The sequence below is a fragment of the Cronobacter sp. HA18003 genome, from assembly GCF_011605905.1.
GTDB lineage: Bacteria > Pseudomonadota > Gammaproteobacteria > Enterobacterales > Enterobacteriaceae > Cronobacter > Cronobacter sakazakii.
Window position 1 is genome coordinate 1,457,741 of sequence record NZ_JAANQO010000011.1, and the last position, 12,782, is coordinate 1,470,522.

12 protein-coding genes are annotated in these 12,782 nt (G+C 56.5%); 8 read left to right on the top strand and 4 right to left on the bottom strand.

Annotation, left to right across the window (positions count from 1 at the left end; genetic code table 11):
• Positions 1-64 precede the first annotated feature (64 nt).
• Together rlmI and hspQ are read left to right on the top strand one after the other, a co-directional pair.
• Positions 65-1,255 carry a 23S rRNA (cytosine(1962)-C(5))-methyltransferase RlmI gene (rlmI, locus tag G6041_RS08090; protein WP_004385414.1) on the top strand — a complete coding sequence of 397 codons (1,191 nt, stop codon included), beginning with the start codon at positions 65-67 and terminating at the stop codon, positions 1,253-1,255.
• A 59-nt stretch (positions 1,256-1,314) separates the two neighbouring features.
• A complete protein-coding gene (hspQ, locus tag G6041_RS08095) occupies positions 1,315-1,632 on the top strand; it encodes a heat shock protein HspQ (RefSeq protein WP_004385415.1) in 318 nt (105 codons plus the stop codon).
• Between the two features lie 33 nt (positions 1,633-1,665).
• Here the strand turns inward: hspQ and G6041_RS08100 are convergent, their stop codons facing one another.
• Positions 1,666-2,073 (bottom strand): CoA-binding protein, encoded by a 408-nt coding sequence (locus tag G6041_RS08100; RefSeq protein WP_012125181.1) that lies wholly within the window; start codon positions 2,071-2,073, stop codon positions 1,666-1,668.
• 160 nt (positions 2,074-2,233) lie between these two features.
• Between G6041_RS08100 and mgsA the strand changes: the two genes are divergently transcribed.
• Positions 2,234-2,692 (top strand): methylglyoxal synthase, encoded by a 459-nt coding sequence (gene mgsA / locus G6041_RS08105; RefSeq protein ID WP_007707605.1) that lies wholly within the window; start codon positions 2,234-2,236, stop codon positions 2,690-2,692.
• Position 2,693: 1 nt separating this feature from the next.
• Here the strand turns inward: mgsA and helD are convergent, their stop codons facing one another.
• On the bottom strand, positions 2,694-4,748 hold the full coding sequence (helD, locus tag G6041_RS08110) for a DNA helicase IV (protein ID WP_012125182.1): 2,055 nt from the start codon (positions 4,746-4,748) through the stop codon (positions 2,694-2,696).
• 126 nt (positions 4,749-4,874) lie between these two features.
• Here helD and G6041_RS08115 point away from each other — a divergent pair, with 126 nt between their 5' ends.
• Together G6041_RS08115 and yccS are read left to right on the top strand one after the other, a co-directional pair.
• On the top strand, positions 4,875-5,321 hold the full coding sequence (locus G6041_RS08115) for a YccF domain-containing protein (RefSeq protein WP_012125183.1): 447 nt from the start codon (positions 4,875-4,877) through the stop codon (positions 5,319-5,321).
• A 14-nt stretch (positions 5,322-5,335) separates the two neighbouring features.
• Positions 5,336-7,471, top strand: a complete 2,136-nt coding sequence (gene yccS, locus G6041_RS08120) for a YccS family putative transporter (RefSeq protein WP_012125184.1) — start codon at positions 5,336-5,338, stop codon at positions 7,469-7,471.
• On the opposite strand, the gene G6041_RS08125 is transcribed toward yccS, so the two are convergent.
• Positions 7,462-8,076: a TfoX/Sxy family DNA transformation protein gene (locus G6041_RS08125; protein ID WP_054628763.1), complete on the bottom strand. Its 615-nt coding sequence runs from the start codon at positions 8,074-8,076 to the stop codon at positions 7,462-7,464. The genes yccS and G6041_RS08125 overlap by 10 nt on opposite strands.
• Before the next feature lie 217 nt (positions 8,077-8,293).
• Between G6041_RS08125 and sulA the strand changes: the two genes are divergently transcribed.
• Positions 8,294-8,800, top strand: coding sequence for an SOS-induced cell division inhibitor SulA (sulA, locus tag G6041_RS08130; RefSeq protein ID WP_004385420.1), 507 nt, complete (start codon positions 8,294-8,296; stop codon positions 8,798-8,800).
• A gap of 356 nt (positions 8,801-9,156) precedes the next feature.
• On the top strand, positions 9,157-10,200 hold the full coding sequence (gene ompA / locus G6041_RS08135; RefSeq protein WP_004385421.1) for a porin OmpA: 1,044 nt from the start codon (positions 9,157-9,159) through the stop codon (positions 10,198-10,200).
• Between the two features lie 170 nt (positions 10,201-10,370).
• On the opposite strand, the gene matP is transcribed toward ompA, so the two are convergent.
• Positions 10,371-10,826, bottom strand: coding sequence for a macrodomain Ter protein MatP (gene matP / locus G6041_RS08140; protein WP_007849091.1), 456 nt, complete (start codon positions 10,824-10,826; stop codon positions 10,371-10,373).
• Between the two features lie 183 nt (positions 10,827-11,009).
• On the opposite strand from matP, the gene G6041_RS08145 reads away from it, so the two are divergent.
• Positions 11,010-12,767, top strand: a complete 1,758-nt coding sequence (locus G6041_RS08145) for an AAA family ATPase (RefSeq protein WP_041460550.1) — start codon at positions 11,010-11,012, stop codon at positions 12,765-12,767.
• Positions 12,768-12,782 lie beyond the last annotated feature (15 nt).

Genomic DNA, 12,782 nt, shown 5'->3' on the forward strand with positions numbered 1-12,782 from the left:
TGCATTTCCCGGCTGAAGTCGGGAGAATGGCGCCCATTTTCTTTGAATCACAGAATAGCAAATTATGAGCGTACGTTTAGTGTTAGCCAAAGGGCGCGAGAAATCTCTCCTGCGCCGCCATCCCTGGGTCTTTTCCGGTGCCGTCGCGCGCATGGAAGGTAAAGCCGCACCGGGTGAAACCATCGACATCGTCGACCATCAGGGAAAATGGTTAGCACGCGCCGCCCTCTCCCCCGCCTCGCAGATCCGAGCGCGCGTCTGGACGTTTGATCCGAATGAAACCATTGATATCGCCTTTTTTACTCGCCGCCTGCAACAGGCGCAGCAGTGGCGCGACTGGCTGGCGAAAAAGGACGGGCTTGACAGCTACCGTCTTATCGCCGGCGAATCGGACGGCCTGCCGGGCGTGACGATTGACCGCTTCGGCAACTTCCTGGTGCTGCAACTGCTCTCGGCGGGCGCGGAATATCAGCGCCCGGCGCTGGTGTCGGCCCTGCAGGCGCTCTATCCGGAATGCGCCATCTATGACCGCTCCGACGTCGCGGTGCGTAAAAAAGAAGGCATGGAACTTGCTCAGGGGCCGGTCAGCGGCGAGCTGCCGCCGGATCTGCTCGCGATTGAAGAGCACGGCATGAAGCTGCTGGTGGATATAAAAGGCGGCCATAAAACGGGTTATTACCTGGATCAGCGCGACAGCCGTTTCGCCACGCGCCGTTATGTGGAAGATAAACGCGTGCTGAACTGCTTCTCCTACACCGGCGGTTTTGCCGTTTCTGCGCTGATGGGCGGCTGCCGTCAGGTTATCAGCGTCGATACGTCGCAGGACGCGCTGGATGTGGCGAAGCAAAACGTTGAGCTCAACAAGCTTGATCTCAGCAAAGCAGAGTTCGTGCGCGACGACGTCTTTAAGCTTTTACGTAAATACCGCGACCAGGGCGAGACGTTTGACGTCATCGTAATGGACCCGCCGAAATTCGTTGAGAACAAGAGCCAGCTTCAGGGCGCATGCCGCGGTTACAAAGACATTAATATGCTGGCGATCCAGTTGCTTAACCCTGGCGGCATTTTGCTGACGTTCTCCTGCTCCGGGCTAATGACCACCGATTTATTCCAGAAAATTGTTGCTGACGCCGCAACAGATGCGGGGCGTGATGTACAATTTATAGAGCAGTTCCGTCAGGCCGCCGATCACCCTGTGATCGCGAGCTACCCGGAAGGTCTTTATCTGAAAGGGTTTGCCTGTCGCGTCATGTAGCTTGAAAAGGAATGCTCCGCCCTTATATACAGGGTATGAACGTTTCCCGGGAGGTGACAATGATTGCCAGCAAATTTGGTATCGGCCAGCAGGTTCGTCATTCTCTTTTAGGGTATTTAGGGGTTGTGGTGGATATCGACCCTGAATACTCGCTTGATGAACCTGAAGTCGATGAACTGGCGGTAAACGCCGAGCTGCGCGCCGCGCCGTGGTATCACGTCGTGATGGAAGACGACGACGGCCAGCCCGTGCACACCTATCTTGCAGAAGCCCAGCTCAGTGGCGAAATGCAGGAGGAACATCCGGAGCAACCCTCTATGGATGAACTGGCGCGATCCATTCGCCAGCAGCTCCAGGCACCCCGTCTGCGCAACTAAAAAAACCCGGCAACGCCGGGTTTTTTATTACTGTCAAAGACCGAGACGCGGAATTTCAATCGCCGGGCAGCGGTCCATCACCACTTTAAGCCCCGCATCGCGCGCCAGTACGGCCGCCTCTTCGTTGATGACGCCAAGCTGCATCCAGAGCGTTTTTGCGCCGATCGCAATCGCCTCCTGCGCAACACCCCACGCGGCCTCGGAGTTGCGGAAAACATCCACCATATCGACTTTTTCCGGCACGTCAGCAAGCGTGGCGTATCCCTGCTGGCCGAGCAGCGTTTTGCCTGCCACTTTCGGCGAAACGGGGATCACGTGATAGCCTTTATCCAGAAGATACGCCATGACGCGGTAACTCGGACGGTCCGGCTTATCGCTCGCCCCCACCAGCGCGATCGTTTTGGTGTTCTGCAAAATCTCTGCGATATCAGAATCTTTCATTTTACCTCCCCGTTAGCTCAGTCCTTTCAGTGTATGCCAAAGGCGTCGGGCGCACCATGCGACGGCGGTAGGCAGAAACGCACACAGTTTTTACCGGCTTCGCTTGCAGCCGCCATCACTTCCAGTAATCTGTAGGCAGTTATGTAATCCGGAAAATAATATGGAACTGACAACCCGAACCCTGCCAGCCCAAAAGAAAATCGCCCTGGTGGCGCATGACCACTGCAAATCGATGCTGATGAAATGGGTGGAGCGCCATAAAGCGTTGCTGGCAAACCATACGCTGTATGCAACCGGCACCACAGGCAATCTGGTACAACGCGCGACCGGTCTTAACGTCAACGCCATGCTGAGCGGCCCGATGGGCGGCGATCAGCAGGTGGGCGCGATGATCGCCGAAGGCAAAATCGACGTGCTGATTTTCTTCTGGGATCCGCTCAACGCCGTGCCGCACGATCCCGACGTTAAAGCGCTGCTGCGCCTTGCCACCGTCTGGAACATCCCGGTGGCGACCAATCTCTCAACCGCGGATTTTATTATCCAGTCGCCGACCTTTAGCGACACGCTGGATGTGTTAATCCCCGACTATCCGCGCTATCTCGCCGAACGCCTGAAATAAGTTACGGCTTACGGGCCGTCGGCACGCCGAGACGCGTCAGCGCTTCGACAAACACCGACGGCGCCGCTTTGTCATACAGCAGCCAGACCCGGTGCCGCGCGCGGGTCAGCGCCACATAGAGCAGACGCCGCTCTTCGGCATCCGGGAAATCCTCCGGTGGCGGCAACAGCGCCTGTTCCATGATGGATTCCCGCGCTGGCGCCGGAAAGCCTTCCCGCCCCTCGTTCAGCCCGAGAATAATCACATAATCCGCCTGCTGCCCTTTGCTGGCGTGAATCGTCATAAATTCCAGTTGCAGCTTCGGCCAGCGGGTCGCGGCCATTTCCAGCGCCGCCGGGCGCAGATGGTGGTAGCGCGCCAGCACCAGAATGCGCTCGTCAGGGCGCACGTAACCGCTCATCTTATCAAGCAGCGCCTCCAGTTGCTCCTGCGCAAGCAGCGTCACGGCGTTCTTGTCGCCCGCGCGCAGACTGTTGAGCGGTTTTTCACGCTGGTACGGGTTTTGTTGAATGAAGCGATTAGCGATATCGCCGATGCGCCCGTTAAAACGGTAGGTGGTATCCAGCGCGCACTGGTCGCCCCGGCCAAAGTGCGCCTCAAACCCCGTCGTTAGCGAAAGCTGCGCGCCGCTAAAGCGGTAGATAGCCTGCCAGTCGTCGCCCACCGCAAACAGGCTGGTGGCGGAGTTCTGACGCCGCAGAGCAGCCAGCAGGGCCGCGCGCTGCGGCGAGATATCCTGAAACTCGTCCACAAGGATATGCTTCCACGGACTAACAAACCGGCCTTTTTCAAGCACGTTAATCGCCTGATGGATAAGCCCGGAGAAATCGACGGCCTCTTCGGCTTTCAGCGCGGCTTTCCAGGCTTTCAGCAGCGGCGCCATCAGCTTAACGCGCTTCTGGAACAGATCGCGCACCTCTTCGGGCGCGGCGGCTATCATCTCGGCCTGCGAGCCGCCATGCATGCGCATCAGCCCCAGCCAGCGGTCGAGACGGCTCGCCAGCCGTTTGCCCAGCGTCTCGTCCTCCCAGAAATCGCCGTCCTCAACGTCCCACTCCAGCTCGTCGGTAAGCCACTGACGCCACCCCTTCGCCTGCGCTTTTTTCTCGCGGCACTGTTCCCGCCAGGCGTTCAGTAAGAGTTCATGACGCGCCGCGGTATCGTTTTCCAGCTCGCTGACGCGCGGGGTTTTCCGCCCGCCCTGGCCGATAATCTGCAAGGTCAGCGCATGAAACGTGCGTGCGGTGATGGCATCCGTATGCAGACGCGCCTGAAGCCGCTCTTCCATTTCTTTGGCAGCCTGACGCCCAAACGCCAGCAGCAGGATCTGCTCCGCCGTCGCCTCGCCACGCTCAATAAGCCAGCCTGCGCGCGCCACCAGCACGGAGGTTTTGCCGCTCCCGGCGCCTGCCAGTACCAGCAGCGAGCTTTCGCCGTTGACGACAGCCCGCGCCTGCGACGGATTCAGCGGCGAGCTTTCAATCTGCGAGAAGAAATCGGCGTAGCGCGTCAGCATCGCATCGGTATAGGCCTGATTATGCAAAAGACGCTTCGCCTCGCTGTCGGCAAGCCAGGCCTGACATTCGCGCCAGGCGTCGCGGCAGTTATCGAACGCCTCAAGGCGCGATGTCGGCATCGGCAGCGCCTGCAACGCCCGGCGCAGCGCGTGACACAGCGCCTCGCCCTCTTCACGCTTAAGCCACTTTTCCTGGGCTTCGCTGCTGCGCAGTTTCTCCCCCCAGGCATTCAGCACCCCTGCCGCCACCTCACTCATCTCCTGGCTCCACTGCTGCCAGAGCGCCATCAGATGATGGTAAAAGCGCTGGGTTTCCGCCCATTCGGTGCCGTGCAGACGAACGACTTTGTTATCCGGCAGCGTAAACTCCAGCTCTCCCCAGACAAGCCCCCGACGGCATTCAATGCCCAGCAACTGATTAAACGGGATCAGATATTCATGCTTATCCCCGGAGACTTTCACTCCGGCGGTGAGAATTTCTGCGCGATCATAGGGGTGCTGCGCCAGACGTTTACCCAGAGAGGTTGCTTTCAGTTCCATGAGGCTGCCAGTCAATAGTGTTATGAGGCTAAGTTTACCCGCCTGCGATATCACGCTCCAGACCCAAAACGCGTTACAATTGTTGTGGTTATCACTCCGGCGCTCTGCCGACGCTTTTGAGGTTTTATGCGTACTGTTTTAAATATTCTAAATTTCGTTCTGGGCGGCTTCGCCACCACGTTCTCCTGGCTGGTGGCGACACTGGTCAGCATTATTTTTATCGTGACGCTGCCGCTGACGCGCTCCTGCTGGGAAATCACTAAGCTCTCGCTCCTGCCGTACGGTAATGAAGCGGTGCATGTCGATGAACTTGACCCGGCGGGCAAAAACGCCCTGCTGAACACCGGTGGCACGCTGCTGAATGTTTTCTGGCTGGTGTTTTTCGGCTGGTGGCTGTGCCTGCTGCATATCGCGACCGGCATTGCGCAGTGTGTCACTATCATCGGCATTCCGGTAGGCATCGCGAATTTTAAAATCGCCGCGATTGCGCTCTGGCCGGTTGGGCGTCGCGTCGTCTCCGTGGAAACCGCGCAGGCGGCCCGCGAATCCAATGCCCGCCGCCGTTTCCAGTAAAAACGGATGCGCTCATGATGCTCAATCCTCTGCTTCACCGCCACGCCTGGAACAGCGCGTGGCTCACTAACGTGCGCATTTTTATCGCGCTGTGCGGGACGGCGGCGCTGCCCTGGTGGCTTGGCGAGGCGAAGCTGACTATTCCGCTGACGCTTGGCGTTGTGGCCGCAGCACTCACCGATCTTGACGACCGCCTGACGGGCCGCCTGCGCAATCTGCTGATTACGCTGGTTAGCTTTTTTATCGCCTCTGCCTCGGTGGAACTGCTGTTTCCGTGGCCGTGGCTGTTCGCTGCTGGCCTGACGGTCTCGACCATCGGTTTTATTTTGCTTGGCGGCCTCGGACAACGCTACGCGACTATCGCCTTCGGCGCGTTGCTTATCGCCATCTATACGATGCTCGGGGTTTCACTCTATGAGCACTGGTATCAGCAGCCGCTGCTGCTGCTCGCGGGCGCGGTCTGGTACAACCTGCTGACGCTGGCCGGGCATTTGCTCTTTCCGGTGCGCCCACTTCAGGAAAATCTCGCCCGCTGTTATGAACAGCTGGCGCACTATCTGGAAATTAAATCACGTTTTTTTGACCCGGATATCGAAGACGAAAACCAGGTGCCGATGATGGAACTGGCGATGGCGAACAGCCAGCTGGTCGCCACGCTAAACCAGACCAAAGCCTCGCTGCTCACCCGCCTGCGCGGCGACCGCGGTCAGCGCAGCACACGCCGTACACTGCACTACTATTTTGTCGCGCAGGATATTCACGAGCGCGCCAGTTCGTCGCATATCCAGTATCAGACGCTGCGCGACACCTTCCGCTACAGTGACGTGATGTTCCGCTTCCAGCGGCTGCTTTCGATGCAATCGCAGGCGTGTCAGCAGCTCGCGCGCTCTGTGCTGCTTCGTACGCCCTATCAGCATGACCCGCGTTTTGAGCGCGCGTTTACGCACCTTGACGCCGCACTCGATCGCACCGCCGCGGCCGGTGGCTCGGCATCAGAAATTAAAGCCGTGCGCTTTCTGGTCGCGAATCTTAAGGCTATCGACGCTCAGCTCGCGACGATCGAATCAGAACAGCCATTTACACAGGCAGATGCCAGCGAGAGCGAGCACAGCCTTGCCGATGATAGCCTGAACGGCTTTAGCGATGTGTGGTTTCGCCTGACCCGCAATCTGACGCCGCAGTCCGCGCTGTTCCGCCATGCGGTGCGGATGTCCGTTGTGCTGTGCGTGGGCTACGCCTTTATTCAGTTCACCGGGCTGAACCACGGCTACTGGATTTTGCTGACCAGCCTGTTTGTGTGCCAGCCAAACTACAACGCCACGCGACATCGCCTGACGCTGCGCATTATCGGCACCCTGGCGGGCGTGGCGGTCGGTATTCCGGTACTTTATTTCGTACCTTCGCTGGAAGGCCAACTGGTACTCATCGTGATTACCGGCGTGCTGTTTTTTGTGTTCCGCACAGTGCAATACGCGCACGCCACGCTGTTTATCACGCTGCTGGTCTTGCTGTGCTTTAACCTGCTGGGAGAAGGGTTTGAAGTCGCGCTGCCGCGCGTGGTGGATACGATAATCGGCTGCGCTATCGCGTGGTGTGCCGTTAGCTTTATCTGGCCCGACTGGCGTTTTCGCCGGTTGCCGGTGGTGCTGGAGCGCGCGCTTAACGCCAACTGTCGCTATCTGGATGCCATCCTTGAGCAGTACCATCAGGGGCGCGATAACCGTCTCGCCTATCGCATCGCGCGTCGCGACGCGCATAACAGCGATGCGGAGCTGGCCTCGGTGGTGTCGAACATGTCCAGTGAGCCTCGCGTCAGCGCGCAGATGCGCGAACTCGCTTTCCGCTTTCTGTGCCTTAACCACACGCTGACCAGCTATATTTCAGCTCTGGGTGCTCACCGCGAAAAACTGACGCGCCAGGAGATCCTTTCTCTGCTCGACGACGCCGTCTGTTATGTGGATGACGCGCTCCATCATCAGCCTGCCGATGAAGCGCGAGTAGAAAACTCACTAACGCAACTGGCGCAGCGTATTGAGCAGATAGAGCCGCGCCAGGAGAGTAAAGAGCCGCTGGTGCTTCAGCAAATCGGGTTGTTAATCTCTATTTTGCCGGAAATCAGTCGACTGCAGCGTCAACTTATTCAGGACTGATTTTGCACCGAAAGCTGCATAAACCACTCCAGCAGTTCCTCGCGAATGTGCACAGGTAACGCTGCTTCATGGGTGCCGATAATGGCACCCTGAAGCGCATATAATACTTGCAGACTGAGATTTTTCCGGGCTTTGCGCAGCTTAAGCCAGCACTCTTTCGCACCGTATGCGCAGAGCGTTTCCACATCGCGTATTCCCGCTTCCCACAATGAGACTTCCAGCTGAACATTGAGATTGGGCAGATCTTTGACCCGCCGCTCGCGGGCACGCTCGTTTTTTTCCGCCTGCGCGCAGGCCAGCGCCATTCGTGCGTGATCGCGCAGCAAGGCTGGTGAATTCCAGAGCGTCTCATCTACAAGATAATAATTGAGGCTGATATGACGACCGCGTCGGGTACAGACCAGCATCGGCGGATTGTGGGCGTGCTGGTAGTCACGACTCTCATTGCTGGCGCGCAGGTATAGTTTTCCTCCTGCCAGCATGGCAAACACGGCATCATCAATGGCAAGGCTATAGCCGCCAAACAGTGAACGATGGGTAACATTTCCCAAAGATGAAAGTGTATTCTGCACCCGAACCAGCGTGTCAGACGAAGATTTATCCATGATTATTCCTTTTATATCAACTAGTAACGGATAAAAAATTCCATTAGCGTTTCCCTTAACAGGAACATATGAAAGTTGTGCGCCGTGAGCAATCCGAATTTTGTTTTAAGTGGAACGAGATGCGAAATTTGCGAGATGCTTTCCGAAATTTCGATTGATCTTTGGTCGCGCCAGCATTACTGTATATGCATACAGTAACTAGCGAGGCTGGACCTTTATGTACTCTTCTCATCAAAATCGCGCGTATGGCTCACGTCGTCTGGCAAAAGAAACGGCGGGCGCTTTGGCTCAGGCGGAAACCCGAGGCCTGATCAGTGAAGTGATGTACAACGAAGACCAGCCGTGGATGACGCAACTGGTCCTGCTGCCGCTCTTGCAGCAGCTCGGGCAGCAATCCCGCTGGCAGCTGTGGCTGACTCCGCAGCAACGCCTTAGCCGTGAATGGGTGGAATCCGCTGGTTTGCCGCTGACCAAAGTGATGCAGGTCAGCCAGATGAACCCGCAGGTTACGCTTGATTCTATGATCCGTGCGCTGGAAACCGGCAACTACAGCGTGGTAATTGCCTGGCTGCATGACGATCTAACGGATGATGAACATCGACGTCTGACTGCAGCGGCCGAGAAAGGTAATGCTATGGGTTTTTTAATGCGTCCTGTTCAACCCTCTCTGCCGGGTGACCGACCACGTTCTGCCTTAAGAATTCACTCTGGCATGGTGCATTAATCTTTTTTAGGATAATTCCTGGCAGTTTTTTGTGCGTGTCTCTTTATCAGAAGCGATAGTGGTGAATGAACGGCCAGACGGGCACTCAGGTCCGCTTTCGCACTTTACGAGCGATTAAAATTTCCTCAAAAATGTTAAATTTTGCTTTCGCAAGTTGTTTTTTTTCATATGCCTGACGGACTTCACACTTGTAAGTTTTCAACTACGTTGTAGACTTTACCTCGCCAGGGTGCTCATCAATAAACCGACATTATCGGTAGAGTAACCATTGAGCTATACCCCGGTGAAGGATTTAACCGTGAACTTTTCCCAAGGAAAAGCGCATGGCCTTTTTGGATGATAACGAGGCGCAAAAAATGAAAAAGACAGCTATCGCGATTGCAGTGGCACTGGCTGGCTTCGCTACCGTAGCGCAGGCCGCACCGAAAGATAACACCTGGTACGCAGGTGGCAAACTGGGTTGGTCCCAGTTCCACGATACCGGTTTTATTCCTAACGACGGCCCGACTCACGAAAGCCAGCTGGGCGCAGGCGCGTTCGGTGGTTACCAGGTTAACCCGTACGTTGGTTTCGAAATGGGCTACGACTGGCTGGGCCGCATGCCGTATAAAGGCGACACTGTAAACGGCGCTTTCAAAGCTCAGGGCGTACAGCTGACCGCTAAACTGGGTTACCCGGTAACCGACGACCTGGACGTATACACCCGTCTGGGCGGCATGGTATGGCGTGCTGACTCCTCTTCTAACATCGGCGGCGACGACCACGACACCGGCGTTTCTCCGGTATTCGCTGGCGGCGTTGAGTGGGCGATGACCCGCGATATCGCTACCCGTCTGGAATACCAGTGGGTTAACAACATTGGTGACGCGCAGACTGTTGGCGCTCGTCCGGACAACGGCATGCTGAGCGTAGGTGTTTCCTACCGTTTCGGTCAGCAGGAAGATGCAGCTCCGGTTGTAGCTCCGGCTCCGGCTCCGGCTCCGGAAGTACAGACCAAGCACTTCACCCTGAAGTCTGACGTTCTGTTCAACTTCAACAAAGCGACCCTGAAACCGGAAGGTCAGCAGGCGCTGGATCAGCTGTACTCTCAGCTGAGCAACCTGGATCCGAAAGACGGTTCCGTCGTGGTTCTGGGCTTCACCGACCGTATCGGTTCTGACGCTTACAACCAGGGTCTGTCCGAGAAACGTGCACAGTCCGTTGTTGACTACCTGATCTCCAAAGGTATCCCGTCCAACAAGATCTCCGCACGTGGTATGGGCGAATCCAATCCGGTCACTGGCAACACCTGTGACAACGTGAAACCTCGCGCTGCTCTGATCGAGTGCCTGGGTCCGGATCGTCGCGTAGAGATCGAAGTTAAAGGCGTTAAAGACGTTGTAACTCAGCCGCAGGCTTAAGTTAAACGTTAAGAAAAACCCCGCCACGGCGGGGTTTTTTGTTGTCCGTAAAATTGAATTTCTGATGAGATGCGCTTAAGCGCATTGTTACTTTTACAGCCAGAAGTTATTTCTCTGCTGCATGTAGGAGCAAAAAAGAACCGCCTCGCCCTCTCATGAGCCTTCTCGGGTTACTCTTTCTTCCCCAGCAATGCCTGTAAATCCTGTTTCAGCGTCGACATATGGTTTTCATATTTCTCTTTGCGCTCGGCGTCTTCAATCAGTTGCACGATTGTTTCTGAAAGGGTGATGCCGCGGCGCTGCGCAAGGCCTGCGAGACGCTGCCAGACCATAAATTCCAGATCGATGGATTTTTTACGGGTATGCTGATGCTCAGCATTAAAATGCCGCTTACGACGGGCGCGAATCGTCTGTTTCAGGCGGTTTTGCAGCGCCGGGTTCATATGCTGATCAATCCAGCCCAGCACTCTTACCGGTTCGTTTTCCATACCCAGCAAGAGATCCACCGCCTCTTTCGCGGCGCTGGCTTCAACATACCGGGTGATCAGCTCGCCTTCGCGATGCTTTTTCACCAGATATTTCCACTTCCAGCCGCTTTCCAGATTTTCGAGTTGTTGGTATTTCATTGCGATCTCAGGATGACCGTGTAACTCATTTCAGGATAACAGTTTTTTTTCGATTCGCTGAGGGGAAATAAACGTCTGTGACGCATGGGGAGATTCTGCAGGGCAATAGTGGCATTTCCGGTGTGTTGATCCGCCCATTACGCTATAATCTCGCCTTTTACATCTGACTAAAAAACCTCGACATTGACCATTAACAGACTTACATCACAAGCGCTTGTACCCGATACGGAGACCTTCCGGTCCCGCTTTGCTGAAATGGATGCCGGTTTTGCAGACGCGCTTGATTTTGAGGCGCTTCAGCCTCGCCTTCACGACGGACTAAGCCAGCTGTGCGCGCCACGTCCTGTAAATGATTTCATGCTGGTTAAGGCTGACGAAGAGAAGCCTTTGCTGGAGCTTATCGCCAGTACCGCGAAAGCATTACTGCCGCACCAGTCAGAACTGGTCGGCGGTCATTATCGTATTGAAAACCAGAGCGTGACGCTGACACCACCGAATGCGACACCGGGCGATTTCGCCGTACAGCGCGATGTGGTGGTCGCTACCTGGGCTGATGCGGCCGAGCTGTTTGGCTGTGTCAGACAGTTTGCAGGCCAGATTTCGCTTGAGCCGGGCCTGGTACATAAAGCCAACGGGGGCATTCTGGTCGTGCCGCTGAAAACACTGCTTCTGCAGCCGCTCTTGTGGCTGCGTCTGAAGCAGATGGTCGTCACGAAACGCTTCGACTGGGTCGCTCCGGACGAGACCCGCCCGCTGCCGGTGTCTGTTCCTTCTCTGTCGCTTAACCTTCGCGTCGTGCTGGTAGGCGATCGTGAATCACTGGCGGATTTTCAGGAGATGGAGCCGGTACTCGCGCAGCAGGCTATCTACAGCGAATATGAAGACGACCTGCAAATCGCTGACGAAGACGATATCGCGCTCTGGTGCAGTTGGGTCTGCGCGCAGGCCGCCCAGCTTGCGTTGCCTGCACCGGCAAGCGACGCCTGGCCCCTTATCATTCGTGAAGCGGTGCGCTATACGGGTGACCAGGAAACGTTGCCGCTCGATCCGCTCTGGATGGCGCGCCAGTTAACTGAAGTGGCCGCCTTTTGCGACGGCGCGACATTCACCGCAGCGCAATTTTCTGAGATGCTCGCGCGCCGCGCCTGGCGTGAGGGGTATCTCGCAGAGCGTATGCAGGATGAAATTCTGCTCGGCCAGCTTTTGGTCGAAACCGAAGGCGAGCGCATCGGTCAGATTAACGCGCTTTCGGTGGTGGAATTTCCTGGGCATCCGCGCGCATTTGGCGAGCCATCGCGCATCAGTTGCGTGGTGCATATTGGCGACGGCGAATTTACCGATATCGAGCGCAAGGCTGAACTCGGCGGCAATATCCACGCCAAAGGCATGATGATCATGCAGGCGTTTCTGATGGCCGAGCTGGATCTGGAGCAACAGATGCCCTTCTCTGCCTCGCTGACGTTTGAGCAGTCCTATAGCGAAGTGGACGGCGACAGCGCCTCAATGGCCGAGCTGTGCGCGCTTATCAGCGCGCTGGCCAATGCGCCGCTCAATCAGCAGATTGCTATTACCGGCTCCGTGGACCAGTTTGGCCGCGCGCAGCCAGTCGGCGGACTGAATGAAAAAATCGAAGGCTTCTTCACCGTCTGTCAGGCCCGTGGCTTAACGGGCAAACAGGGCGTGATTATTCCTTCGGCTAACGTGCGTCATTTATCGCTGAATCAGGCGATTCTGGACGCGGTCGATCAGGGGCAGTTTTCCATCTGGGCGATTGATGATGTCATAGATGCGCTACCCTTATTAACGACTCTCCCGTGGGATGGCGAAGGCCAGACGACACTGCTTGGGGTTATCGGCGAGCGAATCGCGCAGGCGACGCAGCAGGATATCCGTCAGCGTCCGTGGCCGTTACGCTGGATGAACTGGTTTAACCACAACTGATCGGACTTGTTCAGC